This window comes from Phaeovulum sp. W22_SRMD_FR3, from assembly GCF_052113705.1.
Lineage (GTDB): Bacteria > Pseudomonadota > Alphaproteobacteria > Rhodobacterales > Rhodobacteraceae > JBGQOG01.
Genome location: NZ_JBGQOG010000005.1, coordinates 239,606 through 255,234, shown reverse-complemented (window position 1 = coordinate 255,234; position 15,629 = coordinate 239,606). Strand labels below are relative to the sequence as shown.

General features: G+C 65.4%; 10 protein-coding genes. 5 read left to right on the top strand and 5 right to left on the bottom strand.

Going from position 1 to position 15,629, the window contains the following annotated elements; genetic code table 11:
* Positions 1–568 precede the first annotated feature (568 nt).
* From ACEN2S_RS09210 to ACEN2S_RS09195, 4 genes are all read left to right on the top strand, one after another.
* Positions 569–2,728 (top strand): hypothetical protein, encoded by a 2,160-nt coding sequence (locus ACEN2S_RS09210; protein ID WP_441865312.1) that lies wholly within the window; start codon positions 569–571, stop codon positions 2,726–2,728.
* A 117-nt stretch (positions 2,729–2,845) separates the two neighbouring features.
* Positions 2,846–5,080 carry a hypothetical protein gene (locus ACEN2S_RS09205; protein WP_441865310.1) on the top strand — a complete coding sequence of 745 codons (2,235 nt, stop codon included), beginning with the start codon at positions 2,846–2,848 and terminating at the stop codon, positions 5,078–5,080.
* A gap of 849 nt (positions 5,081–5,929) precedes the next feature.
* The gene (locus ACEN2S_RS09200; RefSeq protein ID WP_441865308.1) at positions 5,930–7,642 is read left to right on the top strand and encodes a type I secretion system permease/ATPase; all 1,713 of its coding nucleotides are present in this window, start codon (positions 5,930–5,932) and stop codon (positions 7,640–7,642) included.
* A gap of 12 nt (positions 7,643–7,654) precedes the next feature.
* Entirely contained in the window at positions 7,655–8,983 is a 1,329-nt protein-coding gene (locus ACEN2S_RS09195; RefSeq protein WP_441865306.1) for an HlyD family type I secretion periplasmic adaptor subunit, read from the top strand.
* Between the two features lie 702 nt (positions 8,984–9,685).
* Here the strand turns inward: ACEN2S_RS09195 and ACEN2S_RS09190 are convergent.
* Both ACEN2S_RS09190 and ACEN2S_RS09185 read right to left on the bottom strand, forming a co-directional pair.
* Positions 9,686–10,873: an MFS transporter gene (locus tag ACEN2S_RS09190; protein WP_441865304.1), complete on the bottom strand. Its 1,188-nt coding sequence runs from the start codon at positions 10,871–10,873 to the stop codon at positions 9,686–9,688.
* Positions 10,874–10,883: 10 nt separating this feature from the next.
* Entirely contained in the window at positions 10,884–11,708 is an 825-nt protein-coding gene (locus ACEN2S_RS09185) for an aldo/keto reductase (RefSeq protein WP_441865302.1), read from the bottom strand.
* Between the two features lie 193 nt (positions 11,709–11,901).
* On the opposite strand from ACEN2S_RS09185, the gene ACEN2S_RS09180 reads away from it, so the two are divergent.
* Positions 11,902–12,831 carry a LysR family transcriptional regulator gene (locus ACEN2S_RS09180; RefSeq protein WP_441865300.1) on the top strand — a complete coding sequence of 310 codons (930 nt, stop codon included), beginning with the start codon at positions 11,902–11,904 and terminating at the stop codon, positions 12,829–12,831.
* Between the two features lie 95 nt (positions 12,832–12,926).
* Here the strand turns inward: ACEN2S_RS09180 and ACEN2S_RS09175 are convergent, their stop codons facing one another.
* The 3 genes from ACEN2S_RS09175 to ACEN2S_RS09165 all read right to left on the bottom strand — a co-directional run bounded on the left by ACEN2S_RS09175 (position 12,927) and on the right by ACEN2S_RS09165 (position 15,628).
* A complete protein-coding gene (locus ACEN2S_RS09175; RefSeq protein WP_441865298.1) occupies positions 12,927–13,607 on the bottom strand; it encodes a DJ-1/PfpI family protein in 681 nt (226 codons plus the stop codon).
* A gap of 132 nt (positions 13,608–13,739) precedes the next feature.
* Complete coding sequence (locus ACEN2S_RS09170; RefSeq protein ID WP_441865296.1) at positions 13,740–14,189, bottom strand: deoxycytidylate deaminase; 450 nt, start codon at positions 14,187–14,189, stop codon at positions 13,740–13,742.
* A gap of 2 nt (positions 14,190–14,191) precedes the next feature.
* Positions 14,192–15,628 carry an aldehyde dehydrogenase family protein gene (locus tag ACEN2S_RS09165; protein WP_441865294.1) on the bottom strand — a complete coding sequence of 479 codons (1,437 nt, stop codon included), beginning with the start codon at positions 15,626–15,628 and terminating at the stop codon, positions 14,192–14,194.
* Position 15,629: the final 1 nt, after the last annotated feature.

The window sequence follows — 15,629 nt, the reverse complement described above, 5'->3', positions numbered from 1 at the left end:
GGCGGATGACTGATTCCCTCTTGCCAAAAAGACAGGGAGATGGGCCGCAAAGAACCGCCGCCGGGCGCGCAACCCAGAGGGGTAATTTTATTTCATACAAGAGTTTACAGCCGCAATTTTCTGCACATACAGAACCCCCAGCCCGTAGTCCCTCCTCGCAGGCTGGGGAAACGGCGGACTCCAGAAATTTGCACAAAAATTCGGTTTATATCATTAAAAAACATATAGTTACTATATAATTGAAAAAATTAACCGTTTGGTCATCTAGCGAGCGTCCTGGGTTGCTGGCAGCCTGTGTTCACCGGTCTTGGAGGGGCCGGCATCGGTTTCTCCAAGGGGGAACGGGGTCAAGGCTCCGCCGAATCAGCATCAGTTTCCGTGCCTGCTGCATGGCCCATGGGGCCGGTCGGCAGTGCACCACCGGGTACCGGCGCAGCGCGCGCCGGTGGTCACAGCGCTGTTGCCTGACACAACCTTTGCAGAGCCGGTCACAGCAACCCGCCCCGCTTTTACCGCCTTGGAAACGACTGGCGGTCCCCCGGGGCATTGAAAGCTATGGGAGAGAGCCATGTCACGCAAAGGTCCGAGCGGCAGCAATCAGGTCATGTTCGATGATCTGGAAGTTGACGAAGTGAATATTGATGTCGATGCCAAAATCGACATCGAAAAGGCCGAGATTGACGCCGATACGCAGCAACAGCAGCAACATGCAGCAGCGGATGCAGACGCGGACGCCGATGCCGATGCTGATGCGGAATCCAACGCGAGTTCCGAGGTGAAGGTGGACACCGACACCAAAACGGAAACCGAGCAGGATCAGGAACAGGCGCAACAGCAGCAGCAAACCCAACAGCAGCACAACAGCAATGGTGGTGATGACAGCAACGCCAACTCCAATGATGTCGATGTGAACATCGACTTCGGCGGCGGCGAATGGATCCCGCGCGATGACGACAACATCGACATCGACATGAAGGATCATTCCGCGATCGGCGAGTTTTACGGGGCGGGCCGCGATATCGACACCGGCAATGACCAGTCGATGAACAACATCCTCAGCCATTCGCTGAATGGTGGCGGCATGGCAACCGGCGTGGTCAATGCGCAAAACGCCAGCCTGTATGATGATGACAGCCTCTATGACCCGAGCGTCAGCAACGATGGCACATTCACCTTTGGCGGGTCGGCCAATGGCGGCACGGCCACCTCGTCCGACGGGATCAGCTCCAGCTCAGGTGGCGGTGACGGCGGCGGTCACGGAAGTGCCGATGGTGGTGCGGCCTGGGGCGGCATGGCACTCGGCGGCTTTGCTGCGGGCGGCGACGGTGAAGGCGACGAAGGTGGCAATGCCTCATCCGAAACCGGCAATGGCGGCGATGCTGCGGTGACCTCGGCGGCTTTGGGTCTGGGCCTGAGCAACGCTTCGAATGACAGCGAAACCACCGGCGGCCGGGGCGGCGATGCGGATGCCGACAATGACGTCGACACCCATGCCGAGAACGACTCGGAAACCGACGGCGACAGCGGCGATGGCGGCGATTCCGCCGCGCTGGGTGTTGGCCTTGGCTTGGCGGGCGCGGCGTCGGACGCCGAGGCCGAGGATGCCACGGGCGGCGATGCGGGCGCGCTGGCGCTCGGGGTCGGGCTTGGCCCCAACGGCGCGGACGCCGAGGCCGAAGATGCCAATGGCGGCGATTCCTCGGCCGCGGGGCTGGGCATCGGGGCCGGTCTGGGCGCATCGGGCGCAGATGCCACGGGCGGCGACGGCGGTGATTCCGGGGCCCTTGGTCTGGGCGGCGGCCTCGGCTCGGCCGAAAGCGACGCCGACAGCCGCAGCGGTGGTGCCAGTGGCCCGATGGGCATGATGCACGGTGGCGGCATGCCGCATGGCGGCGGCAGCAGTGGCGGTGGCAGCGGCGCGGAATCCGGGGATGTGGCCGGGATCGGGCTGGGCCAGGGCATCGGCTCGTCGCAGGGCGGTGACGGTGGCAATGCGGGCGCTGAATCCGGCGATGTGGGCGCGGTCGGCTCGGGCGAAGGCATCGGCTCGTCTCAGGGGGGCAATGGCGGTATCAATGAAGCCGCCGCGGCCAATCAGGGCGACGGCACCGGTCAGGCCAGCACCGGCACCACCGAGGGCGGCATGGGCGTGAACCAGGCCAGCGCGGCGGCGGATGCCAATGGCGACGGCAGCGCCGACGCGGACAGCGATGCGGGCGACGGCGGGATGAATTTTGTCTTTGCCGAACATGACATCGATGGCAGCGCCGACGGCATGGCACAGGCGATCTCGGGCTATGGCACGGGTGGCTACTCCGGCAATGATGCTGCCAGCCTCGCCAATGGCGGCGCCACCTCGAACGCGATGCTGAACGGCACCGGTGATGGCGGTGAGGGCTATGCCCACGGCGGCAACGGCGGCTATGGCTATGGCGGCGACGGCATGATCGGCGACACCACCGGCGGCGCAGCGCTCGTCGGGGATGCCGGCAGCGTCTACAACGGCGCGGGCGGTGAGGGTGGCAACGGCGGCACCTGGGGGTCGCACAACGGTGATGATGGCTATGTCACCGGGGAATCCCATGCCTCGGCAGCCGCGACGCTGGATCTGGCGGCCTTCAACCAGAACATCGTCATGGGGGCCAATGTGCTCGGCAATACGGTGGATATGACCGTGGTCGGTGGCGACCACACCACCACGCTGATCGGCCAGGACGACATGAGCTGATCACAAACTCTCTCGCGGGCCCGGCATGCCGGGCCCGTTTGCTTGCTTTCATTTGAAACAAGCCCCGCCAGACCCCGCAACCCGCAGGACCGGCGCAGGCGACAGGGGGCGCCTCACATGCCATTGGACCATATTTCTGAAATCATCGCGCATTTCATCGGGACGCTGCACACCACCGGCGAGACCCTGCGCATGCGCGAGGAATATGAGGGCTTTCGCGGCCGCCATCCGGCAGCAGATCCGGCCTTTGACCCCACACATGTGCGCATTCACATCACCTCCCCCTATGATCTCGAAGGGTTCGATCCTGGCCTCCGGCTGGAACTGCCCCCATCGCCTCCGGGCCAGCCCGGCGGCATCCGTGTGGAACTGGCGGCGACGCCGCATCACACCATATCGCTCCTGCATCTGTCGGGTATGTCCACCGGGGCACGGATCCTTGGCGCATCGGGCCAGAAGGCGGATGTGACCTGGAAAATTCCACTGCCGCCGGAAGTGATTACCGTGACCGAGCAGGTTCTCTACCTGTCGGACAATGATCTGCTGTCCTTCCGGGGCGGCACCAGCTTTGCCGATCCCGCGGGTCTGACCGAATTCATGCATGATCTGGCCGCCCAAGCTGCAGCCCTCGGCGGCGATCTGTCCAATCTGATCTATGGCCTTTTGCCTGATGCCGATGTGCCCACGGCCGCCGACATCCTGAGCTTTGCCGAAAGCGTCACCGCCCTGCCCGCAGAAGCAGGCCAGATGCCGCTGATCCGGCTCTACAGCCCGACCGCCAGCGATGAAGGCGCCGCCGACACGGCCGGCACCGATGCGTCTGGAACTGATGCGGATGAGGTCACGCTGGTCTATGTCAACGGCCATGCCACCGACAGCATGCCGGACTTTCACGACTATTTGCCCGCGGCCGTCGCCGCCCGCATTGATCCGCCCGCGGACCAAACCCCCGCTGCCGGAGACACCGCGGCGCCCGGAGCAGGCTATGCCGATGCCTATGCCGTTCCCGCGGGCCATCACCTGACCACCGGCGGCAATCTGACGGTCAACGAGGCCTATATCGCGTCCAATGGCGTTGATGCCGATGTGATCCTGGTCGGTGGCAATCTGGTGCAGATCGATGCGATCAGCCAAGTCAATCTGGCGTATACCACGGCCGGAACGGCCCTAGGCGCCGCCGCCGACAGCACCATGCCGGAGGCACGCCCCCCCGCTGCGGCGGATCTGACCGGCGCGGCAGAAACCGGTGATGCCAGCCACGGCGCCGACATCACCGGGGTGACCGCTCCCGTCGCTGCCCCGCCGCCTGCCGCACATCCAACGCCAGAGACCGACCCGGCCCCCGGAGCGGCGCGCGCCATCAATGCGGCGCATATCGACCCGCATCAGAGCCTGCCAGACCCCGCGGCGCAGACCGGATCTGCGCATGAGATGGTCCTGCCCGCGCACTGGCAGTTGCAGCGCATCGAGGGGGATGTGGTCTTTGAAAACCGCATCGATCAGCACATCTTTGCCAGTGATCACGACCGGGTTGAGGCCGTGTTCACCGCCTCGGCAACGGCGATCAGCACCGGCGACAACACCTTGTCGAACTTCACCACCCTGCAGGCGCTCTCGCAGCATTATGACTTCGTCATCGTTGGCGGCAATTTCCTCACCTTGAACCTGATCCAGCAGGTGAATGTCCTGTTTGATGTCGACGATGTCAGCGGCGTCCCGGGCGATGGTGTCTGGAGCTGGGGCAACGATCTGCTGATGAACAGCGCCGACATCCTGCATGGCAGCCGGGACACGCTGCACGAGATTCAGGACAGTTTTCAGCAACAGTTGCAAAGTCTGGCCGAGGGCGGTGCGGCGCTGTCGGCCACGGTGGCGCGCGATGCCCTGTTTGACGGGCATGCCATGCTGTCGGCGCTCTATATTTCCGGCGACCTGATCGAAAGCAACATCATCCGGCAGTTTTCCTATCTGGGCGATGTCGACCAGATCGCACTGGCGCAGGGCGAGGCGCTGGCCACCGCAAGTGCCGCGGGCATGAGCATCGACACCGGGCAGAATGTGATGCTGAACGCGGCGCGGATCAATGATCTGGGGATCGATTCCGCGCTCGTGGCGGCGGGGCAGGTCTATTCCGACGCGCTGATCCATCAGGCGGGCCTGATCGACGCGCAGATGCCCGGGCTGGACGGCCTGACTGGTCCGTCGGCGGCGCTGGTCAGCGAAGCGGTGGCCTTTCTGGTGCCCGAAATGATGGAACAGGGCCAATCCGACCTGCCGCAGGCCCTCGCCCATCCCGGCGATCTGGCGGGGGCTGCTGCTCCGCCGGACGGCTTGCACATGCTGATGAGCTGACACCACGCCGGACCGGTGCGACAGGCGCTGCCACCTGTCGCAAAACTGCAGAATGCGCGGAACGGCCCAGCCGCCAACCGCACGACAACAGGTGGAAAACCTGGGGGGGATACGTTGAAGGACCATAGCGAAACATATGAGACCGCGCACGCCTGCCGCGATAGTGCGGCGGCGACCCCGATTGCGGCGCGGAAAGACCCACTGCCGCTGACGGCCGCGATGCGCCGCGACGGGGCTCAAAACCCGCCAGACGCCGCCCCCGCAGATGCGGCACCTGCTTCCGCCCCGGCCACGGCCCGCCCCATGGCGGAGAGGCCCGCCCCGTCAGCCGCGCCAGCCCCCATCCCGAACCTGCAGCAACCCGCGCTTGCGCGCACCGCGCAGATGGCCGCCCCGGCGCGCCGGGCAGCGGCCGAGGCCGCGGCGGCCGAAATGGCGCAGGCCGCCAGCGCATTGGCTGAGCCGCCTCGGGCACAGCAAGAACCGCTCTCCGCTGAGGCGCCGTCATCTCCCCGCGCATCCCCAGATCCTGCCGCACCCCCGCCGCAGGGCAGGGCGGCGCGGCAGGACCCGCTCCCGGACAACGCAACGCTGCCAGACAACGCAAAGCTGCCGGAGACCGAAGAGCCCCCTGCCCCGGAGCGCGGCAACAGCACCCGTGGCTGGGACCGGGGCGGCGCCCCTCTCGGGCCGACGCTCGATCAGGATCGCGGACCGATCCTGCGCCGCGACGGTGGCGGCAAACCCCCGCGCCCCTCCGGCGAGGGCCCGGGGGGGGGTGGCCCCGGCGGTGCGGGCGGTGGGGCCGCATTTCACCGGCGTCTGGGGCCCGAAGATTATTCCGGCGCGATGAAACGCGGCCTTCGCGCCGTGCGGGGCAATCTGGGGCTGGTGTTCATCATGACATTGGCCACCAACATTCTGATCCTGGCGATCCCGATCTATCTCTTCCAGATCTCGGACCGGGTGATGACCAGCCGCTCGGTCGATACGTTGATCATGCTGACGCTGGTGATTGTCGGTGCCGTGATCCTGCAAGCGGCGCTGGATGCCATCCGCCGCTTCATTCTGATGCGCAGCGCGGTGGAACTGGCGGCGCAGCTGGGCGCGCCCATCCTCTCCGCCGCGGCCCATGCCTCGCTGTCGGGCAATGGCCGCGAATATCAGACGCTGGGCGACCTGCAGCAATTACGCAGCTTTCTGACCTCAAGCACCCTGATGTCTTTTCTCGACGTGCCTTTCGCGCCGCTGTTCATGCTGGCGATTTTCATGGTGCACCCGGATCAGGGGATGATCGTTGTGGTCACCGGACTGGCCTTGGCCCTGATTGCGGTGATCAACCAGAAGGTCACCCACGAGCCCTTTGCCCGCGCCACCGCCGCGCAAAGCCGCGCCAATCTGCATCTGGATTCCATGACCCGCAACAGTCAGGTCATCAACGCCATGGCGATGATCCCCGAGGCGGTGGAAATCTGGGGCCGCGACACCGCGCAATCGCTGACGGCCCAGGTTCTGGCGCAGGACCGCAACATCATCTCGGCCTCGGTCTCGCGCGGGGTGCGGCTTTTGGCGCAGGTCTGCATGCTCGGCTGGGGCGCGCATCTGGCGCTGGCGGGCGAGATCACCGGCGGCATGGTCATCGCCTCCTCGATCATCGCGGGCAAGGCGCTCGCCCCGATCGAAGGCGCGATCGAGGGGTGGCACGTGTTTTTGCTGACCCGGGCGGCACAGGGGCGCATTCAGCGCCTGCTGCAAGGCTCGCGGTTGCAGTTCGAGCGGCTCTGGCTGCCCAATCCGGAGGGGCGGCTGGATGTCGAGCGGCTGCTCTATGTGCCCGGCGGCACCAAACAGGTGGTGCTGAATGGCATTTCCTTCGCGCTGAACCCCGGCGAGGCTTTGGCGGTGATCGGCAATTCCGGTGCGGGCAAAACCACTCTGGGCAAGATGCTGGTGGGATCGGTCCTGCCCACCTCCGGCAATGTCCGGCTGGACCTGATGGACCTGCGCAACTGGGATCCGCGGCAACTGGGCGAGAATATCGGCTATCTGCCGCAGGACGTGCAGCTGTTCCCCGGCACGATCAAGGAGAACATCGGCCGCATGCGGCGGGGGGCCAAAGATGAGGACATCTACCGCGCCGCGGTGCTGGCCGATGTGCATGACATGATCGCGCAATTGCCGCAGGGCTATGAGACGATCGTGGCCGCCGATGGCGCGCCGCTCTCGGGCGGACAAAAGCAGCGGATCGCCCTCGCCCGCGCCTTTTTCGGCAATCCGAGGTTTCTGGTGCTGGACGAACCCAACGCCAATCTGGATGTCGCGGGCGACAAGGCGCTGGCCCGCGCCATCGACCATGCGCGCGCCAATGGCATCACCACGGTGGTGATCACGCAAAAGCCCGCGCTGCTGAACTCGGTCGACAAGATCATGCTGCTGGCCAATGGCAGTGTGGCCTTGTTTGGCACCCGCGAAACGGTGCTCGAACGGCTGGCGGGCAAAACCGGGGGGGCTGACGCGTCCGGCGCGGGCGGCGGCGGGCATCTGCCCGGCCAGAACCTTTAGGGAGGGCATGTGATGACAACGACCGATCCTGCGGAATGGTATGCCGAGGTGCCGCGGCGGGTCCGCAACCATGCCATGCTGGGATTTGCGCTGATGGCGCTGGCCTTTGGCGGCTTTGGCTTTTGGGCCTTTCGGGCCCCGCTGGCGGCTGCGGTGATGGCCCAGGGCAGTTTTGTCGCCACCGGCCAGAACAAGGTGATGCAGCATCTGGAAGGCGGGATCATTGCCGAAATTCTGGTGCGCGAGGGGGAAAACGTCACCGCCGGGCAACCCATCATCCGGCTGGATGGCACGCTGGCCACCGCCACCAAGCGCGAACTGGACGTGCGCCGCGCCCGGCTGGAGGCGACGCAGGCGCGGCTGCTGGCCGAACATCAGGGCGCGCAGCAATTGCAATTTCCCGCGGATCTGAGCCGTCAGGCCGCTGACCCCGAAATCGCCTCCATTCTTGATGGTCAGCGCAAGGGTTTTTTGGTGGCACAATCCGCGCTGTCGAATGACCTGATGCTGATCCAGCGCAATCTTGAGGCGCTGGAGGCCCGCCGCCATGGCTATGAGATTCAGCGCAGCACGATGGCGGCGCAACAGGTAATCCTGAGCGAGGAACTGGAGAGCAAGCAGGGTTTGCTCGACAAGGGCATCATCTCCCGCGACACTGTTTCGGCGCTGCGGCGCGCGCGACTGGACGCCGAAGGACAAGGCGCCCGGATGGAGGCCGAGATGCTGGAGATTGACAGCATGAGCCAGCGCTATCTGACCCAGATCCAGCGCACTCTGGATGAGCACCGCGAGGCGGCCCTGACGGAATTGCAGGGCATTCAGGCCGAGCTGGAAAGCGTGCGCGAGCAGATCCGCAAGGCGGAAAACGTCCTGTCGCGCACCGATCTGGTGGCCCCGGTCGCAGGGACGGTGATCCGGCTTTACTACCATACGGCAGGCGGCGTGATCGAACCGGGCCGCCCCATTGCCGAGATCCTGCCCGCCGATGCGCCATTGATCGTCGAAACCCTGATTTCCCGCTCGGATATCGACAGCGTGCAACCCGGTCAGGAGGCGACGATCAAGCTCATCGGCCTGAACCAGCGCACAACCCCGGTGCTGAGTGGCAAGGTAGACTACATTTCCGCCGATGCGGTCGCGACCGGCGATCCGACATCGGGGCGCGAAGCCTATGTGGTGCGCGCCTCGCTGACGCGGGATGAGCTCGCGCGGGTCCATCACTTTGTGCCCAAACCGGGGATGCCGGTTGAGGTGATGATCCGCACCGAAACCCGCAGTTTCGCGCAATATATCGCCAAGCCCATCGTCGACAGCATGTCCCGCGCCTTTCGGGAGCAATAGTGCGCGCTGCGCCAGATACGGCGAAAGGCAGCGCCCCCAAGCGGCCGGGCAATCCGGATCCGAAGCGAATGCGCGTCTGATCCGGCAATGTCGCGATCGGCGCACTGAGGCAGATGTCAGGTCTCCTGCCGCGGTGCATGGGCGCCTCTGCACGGCAGACGCGAAAGAGGCCGCGCGCGGGCAGAGTTCCGGATCCGCCCAGCATCTGCCCGCCGATGCGCTTGCCGGGGGGAGGGCGGCAAAGAGACAGGATCGGCGGGATGCGACGCCGGGCCTCCGCGGCGGACCGGAACGGGCTGAAGATCAGGGCTTTGAGATGGCAGCGCACATCACCTCTCTGCCGCCGATGGTGATCTCGACAGAGGTGCCCTCCGCGCCAGCGCGCCGAGAACCGCAACAGCGATGGTCCAAAGGGCTTTCCGACCCGGCAGGTGGCACATTCCGCCACCGGTGGCGCGGGTGAAGGTGATCGGCGGATCGCCCCCAGCCGCGCCTTCCGATCAGGCGCATCAATACCCGGCCCAAGCCTGAGGGCGTCCGTTCCCCGGTAGTGTTCCTCGCCGACCAGTACGGCCACTTCCCCGCAAAACGCTGTGGTCAGCGGCAGGCGCCGTTGTCCCCCCGTTGGAAGCGTGTGGCGGGGGGGCGAAAAGCTCCTCCCCCCCTTCAAACCCTCACAGCACAAAACCTCAGCGCCCGGGTTCAGACGGCGCAGGCCAGCTGCCCCCTGCCCGCGCGGCGGCCCAGCCAGACAATCCCCAGACCGGCGGCGGCCAAAAGCCCGCCTGCGACAGGCACGGCGGCATAGCCGAGCCCTGCGCTGATCACCCCGCCGCCAACCGCCGCGCCGATGGCATTGCCGAGGTTGAAGGCACCGATGTTGATCGATGATGCCAGCCCCGGCGCCTCCGAGGCCGCCTGCATCACCCGCATCTGCACCGGCGGCACGATGGCAAAGGCGGCACCGCCCCAGACCAGCAATACGACCGACGCGCCCGCATGGCTGCCAATCAGCAGGGGCATCACCAGCATGATCACCGCCAGCGCAGCGAGGAAAATCGCTGTCGCCCCATCCAGCGACCAATCCGCAACGCGCCCGCCAAGGCCATTGCCGAGGGTGAAGCCCAGGCCGATCAAGGCCAGCGCCAGCGTGACGAACCCGCCCGACGCCCCCGTCAGCGTCTCCAGCAGCGGCGCGACATAGGTGTAGAGCGTGAACATGGCGCTGGCCCCCAACACCGTGGTCAGCAACGCCATCACCACCTGCGGCCGCATCAGCACCTTCAGTTCCCGCATCACCTCAGGTCGCGCCCCGGGCGTGCCCTTCGGCAGGGCCAGCCACAGCGCCGCAATGGTTGCCAGCCCCAGAACCGCCGTGCCCGCAAACGCCGAACGCCACCCGAGGTTCTGGCCGACCCATGTGGCCACCGGCACGCCGCCGAGATTGGCGAGGGTCAGCCCCATGAACATGGTGGCCACCGCGCTTGCCTGTTTGTCCTTCGGCACCAGACTGGCCGCCACAACCGACCCCAAACCAAAGAAGGCGCCGTGGTTCAGGCTGGTCACCACGCGGGCCATCAGCAGCGTCCAGTAATCGGGCGACAGCGACGACAGGACGTTGCCAAGGGTAAAGATCACCATCAGCGCCATCAGCGCGGTGCGTTTGCCCCAGCGGCTGAACAGCAATGTCATGACCGGCGCGCCGATCATCACGCCGAGCGCGTAGGCGCTGACCAGAAGTCCGGCCGAGGGGATCGAGACCTGCACCCCTTCGGCAATCACCGGCAACATGCCCATCGGCGAGAATTCCGAGACGCCAATCGCAAAGGCGCCCACCGCCAAGGCCAGCAGTGACCAGCGGAAGCCACGCAAGTATTCTGTGTTGCTCATATCCATATCCTCACGCGGTCCACTCGGGCGCCAGCCCGTCGGGGCTCACCAGACGCCCCCCGGGCCGGGCAAGGCCGCTGATGGCCGCCATCTCGGCGGCAGTCAAAACGAAATCGAAAATGTCGAAATTCTCGGCGAGACGCGATGGTTTCGCGGTTTTCGACAGGGTGACGACCCCCTGCTGAACCAGCCAGCGCAGCCCCACCTGCGCCGCCGATTTTGCATGGCGCGCCGCGATATCGTTGATCAGCGGATCGCGCGGGACGGCCCCGTCGGCCATGCCGAAATACCCGGTCAGGCGGGTGCCCGTCTCCTGTGCCACAGCCGCCATGTCGGATTGATCCAGATAGGGATGCATCTCGATCTGATTGGTCACCACGGGCGCGGCGCTGAGGGCGATCGCTTCCCGCAATTGGCGGCGGTTGTAATTGCTGACGCCAATCAGCCGCGTCTTGCCCGCCGCCTGCGCGGCGTTCAGCCAGGCCACCTGCTCGGCCACCGGAACCGCCGCGCCCGGCCAATGCGCGAGCAAAAGATCGACCTGCGCCACACCCAGCCGGTCCAGACTCTCGTCCACAGAGGCAAGGAACCGCGCCGCGCTGTAATTCTCCACCCAGACCTTTGTGGTCAGGAACAGATCGTCGCGCCGGACCCCCGTCGCGGAGAGCGCCCGGCCCAATGCGGCCTCGTTCTGATAGATCTGCGCGGTGTCGAAATGGCGAAACCCGACCTCAAGGGCCGCAGGAACCACCGCCTCCACCTCGGCCTCTGACATGCGGAACACGCCAAAGCCGAGCGCGGGGATCTTGGCCCCCGCGACATCCAGATACTGCATTTTCATCTCCTGTTATCGCGATCAGCGCCACCGCACACCCGCACCGGGCGCGTGGCTTCGGGAACCCGCCCGGTGGCAGATCCCCTCCGGGGCGCAGCTTTCTGTCTTGAGCCGAGATATACGCCTGCGGAATAGCCTTGATAATCGGCCGATTTTGCATTTCATCTTGGAATGAAATTCACAGGTGACAGATATGGACAATCGGGCGGGCGAGATGCAGGCCTTTTTGCGGGTGGTCGAAGCGGGCAGCTTTTCCGAGGCGGCCCGCCAGATGCGCATGACGCCCTCCACCCTGTCCAAGATGATCGCGCGGATCGAGACGCGGCTGGGCGCGCGCCTGCTCGAACGCTCAACCCGCCGCCTGTCCCTGACGGCAGAGGGCTGGATCTATTACGAGCGCAGCCAAACGCTGCTGGCGGGGATCGAGGATCTGGAGCGCGACCTGTCCCAGGGCGCCGCGAGCGTCGGCGGCACATTGCGGGTCAGCGCCTCGGTCGGGTTTGGCATGGTCGCGATCGAGCCCATCCTGCCCGCGTTCTGCGCGGCATTTCCCAATATGGTCGTTGACCTCTCGCTGTCTGATGAGGTCGTTGACCTTTATCTCGACCGCACGGATATCGCCTTTCGCGTCGGCAGTCTGGCCAGTTCCAGCCTGACGGCGCTGAAGCTGGGCACCGCACCCCGTCTGATCGTGGCATCGCCGGCCTATCTGGCGCGCAACGGGACCCCCCGGTCCGCCGCGGATCTGGCGCAGCACCGTTGCCTTGGCTTTAACTTCCGCCGCTCCTCCCCGGTCTGGCCGCTCCGCGAAAGCGGCCGGATGGTGGACCGCACGGTCACGGGGCCGCTGCTGGCCAACAATGGCGAGACGGTACGGCGCATGGCGCTGGCCGGGATGGGATTGGCGCGGATGGGCGAGTTCCACATCCGGCAGGATCTGGCAGCGGGCACGCTGGTTGAGGTTCTGGCCGAGAGCGTTCAGGGCGACACCGAGGATATTCACGCGCTGTTTTTCGGCGGAGAACGGTTGCCGCACCGCGTGCGCGTCTTCCTCGACTTTGTGACGCCGCCGTTGCGGGCTTTTCTTGTGGACCGGCCTGAACCTCATCGCGCCGGGCCATGACCCGGCATCCGGGCGCGGCCCCGCCCGGGCCGGGATGGCGCCACCACCACCCTCTGGCGGCGGACGCAGACGGCTGCCGCCGCACCGCAGGTAACCTACGCCTTGTGCAGGGCCTCTGCCGCCAGTTCTGAGACCTTCCGGCGCCGTTCGATGAAAGGTGCGATATTGGCTTTGACCACCGCCAACAGCTCCGGATCTGCCGAGGCAGGCGACCCCGCGGTGAAGGGCGGCGCCGGATCATATTCGATCTGCAACTGGATTTCTTCAGCCGCGCGCTGCCCCAAAATCTCAGCCACCACCGTCAGGGCAAAATCAATGCCTGAGGTCACCCCCGCCCCGGTGATCCGGTTGCGGTCGCGCACGACCCGCTCGGGCACCGGGATCGCCCCGAACAGCGCGAGCTGGTCGAGGGAGGCCCAATGCGAGGTGGCGCGGTACCCCGTGAGCAGCCCCGCCGCCGCAAGAACCAGCGAGCCGGTGCAGACCGAGGTGACCCACTGACACTCTCCCGCAACGCGGCGCAGGAATGCCAGCGTCCCGGCGTCGGACATCAGATCAATTTGCCCCGGGCCGCCGGGGACACAGATCACATCCAATTTTGGCGCCGTCCCGAAGCTGTGCGACGGCAGGATCCGCATGCCGCCATCCGAGGTGACATGCTCTGTCGTCTTCCAGATCAACGAAATCTCGGCGCCAGGCATGCTGCTGAAAACCTCAAACGGCCCGGTCAGGTCGAGTTGGGTCAGGCCCGGAAACAAGAGTAAACCGATCTGCATGTGTCTGCCCTTCACAATACCCTGCGCCAGACGACAGGCTATTGCCGGATCCCGCCGGTCGCAATGGGCCGCAGCGCGATCCAGCCGGATGCGCCCGGTCCTTCGGACGCGCCGGTGCCTGCCCGACGCCGCTCAGGTCGCGATCACCTCCACATCCGCCTCCCGCAGCATGACCTCTGACACCGCGAAACTGTGATCAAGGGCGCCGTCATGCTCCGGCCGCGGCGGGCTGATGACCATGGTGATGCCGCTTTGAATGATCGCCCGCGCGCAATCGGCGCAGGGAAAGCGGTTGACGTAGATCGTGCATCCCGCAACCGGCGTGCCAACCCGCGCCGCGTTGTAGATCGCGTTGCGCTCAGCATGCTCAAACCAATAGAACTTCTCGCCGCTCGCGCGGTCAAAACGGGCATCATCCCCGGACTTCACGCCGCGCGGCAGGCCATTATACCCTGTTGCGCGGATTTCATGATCTGGCCCCACGATGACGGCCCCCACATGGAAATCCCGGTCCTCGGACCATTCGGCAATGTGGTTTGCCAGATCCGAGAACCTTTTCGTCCAGATGTCCCTGTCAGCCATGATCACCCCGCACAAACATAAGATGTTTTTACCACCGTATAGAATTCAACAGCATAGCGCCCCTGTTCGCGCGCGCCAAATGAGGATCCTTTGCGCCCGCCAAAGGGCACATGGTAATCAACCCCCGCCGTGGGAAGGTTGACCATCACCATGCCCGCCTCGGCGCGCCGCCTGAACGCCCGCGCATGGTAGAGGCTGGTGGTGCAAATCCCCGCCGCCAGACCAAATTCCGTGTCATTCGCCATCGCCACCGCCGCGTCGAAGCTGTCCACTTTGAGGACCGAGCCGCAGGGGCCGAAAATCTCTTCGCGGTTGATCCGCATCGCGTTGGTGGTGCCCAGAAACAAGGCGGGGGCCTGATAAAAGCCGGGCTTGTTCAGCTCAAGCCGTTCTCCGCCGATCACCTCAGCCGCTTCGGATCTGGCCAGGTCGACATAGGCGAGGTTGGATTTCAGTTGCCGGGCATCCACCACCGGACCGATCTGCGTGCCTGCATCCAGCGCGTCGCCCACCGTCAAGGCCTGCATCTGCCGGATCAGCTCTTCGACGAAACGGTCGTGAATGCCCGCCTGCACGATCAGACGCGACGAGGCGGTGCAACGCTGCCCGGTGGAGAAATAGGTGCCGTTCAGACAGGCCGAAACCGCCGTGGAAAGGTCGGCATCGTCCAGCACGACCATGGGGTTTTTGCCGCCCATCTCCAGCTGCACCTTCTTCTTCATCCGGCCGCAGACCTCAGCAATATGATCGCCGGTGGTCCGCGACCCGGTGAAGGATATTGCCGCAATATCGGGATGGGTGACGATTGCCTCGCCCACCGTGGCGCCGCGCCCCATCACCAGATTGAACACGCCGGGCGGGCAGCCCTGTTCGTGCAGCACCTGCGCGAGGATATGCGCACAGCCGGGCGTCAGATCGGCGGGCTTCAGGATGACGCAATTGCCAAAGGCGAGCGCGGGCGCGATCTTCCATGCCGAAATCGCCATCGGAAAATTCCACGGCGTGATCAGCCCGACAATGCCGACAGGTTCGCGCGTCACCTCGACATCAATGCCGGGCCGCACCGAAGCTTGCAGATCCCCCACTTGCCGCAGACATTCCCCGGCGAAGAATTTGAACACCTGCGCCGCGCGCAGGGTTTCACCAATCCCCTCGGCCAGGGTCTTGCCCTCCTCGCGCGCGAGAAGGCGGCCGATCTCTTCCTTGCGCGCGGCCAGCTCCCGGCCGACGGCCTCAAGAAGATCATGGCGGGCTTGCGGCGTGGCATCGGCCCAGCCCGCCTGCGCGGATTTGGCGGCCGCGACAGCCGCCTCGACCAAAGCGGCATCGCCATAGGAATAGGCGCCGATCACATCCCGCGTGTCCGAGGGATTCACATTGTCCTGATAGTTGCCAGAACTGACCCATTCGCCTTTGATCAGATGATCGTGGTTGCGCATC

Coding starts and splice junctions, on each gene's coding strand:
- ACEN2S_RS09210 (WP_441865312.1), top strand. CDS start 569: ATGTCACGCAAAGGTCCGAGCGGCAGCAATCAGGTCATGTTCGATGAT.
- ACEN2S_RS09165 (WP_441865294.1), bottom strand. CDS start 15,628: ATGCGCAACCACGATCATCTGATCAAAGGCGAATGGGTCAGTTCTGGC.
- ACEN2S_RS09195 (WP_441865306.1), top strand. CDS start 7,655: ATGACAACGACCGATCCTGCGGAATGGTATGCCGAGGTGCCGCGGCGG.
- ACEN2S_RS09180 (WP_441865300.1), top strand. CDS start 11,902: ATGGACAATCGGGCGGGCGAGATGCAGGCCTTTTTGCGGGTGGTCGAA.
- ACEN2S_RS09200 (WP_441865308.1), top strand. CDS start 5,930: ATGAAACGCGGCCTTCGCGCCGTGCGGGGCAATCTGGGGCTGGTGTTC.
- ACEN2S_RS09175 (WP_441865298.1), bottom strand. CDS start 13,607: ATGCAGATCGGTTTACTCTTGTTTCCGGGCCTGACCCAACTCGACCTG.
- ACEN2S_RS09190 (WP_441865304.1), bottom strand. CDS start 10,873: ATGAGCAACACAGAATACTTGCGTGGCTTCCGCTGGTCACTGCTGGCC.
- ACEN2S_RS09170 (WP_441865296.1), bottom strand. CDS start 14,189: ATGGCTGACAGGGACATCTGGACGAAAAGGTTCTCGGATCTGGCAAAC.
- ACEN2S_RS09185 (WP_441865302.1), bottom strand. CDS start 11,708: ATGCAGTATCTGGATGTCGCGGGGGCCAAGATCCCCGCGCTCGGCTTT.
- ACEN2S_RS09205 (WP_441865310.1), top strand. CDS start 2,846: ATGCCATTGGACCATATTTCTGAAATCATCGCGCATTTCATCGGGACG.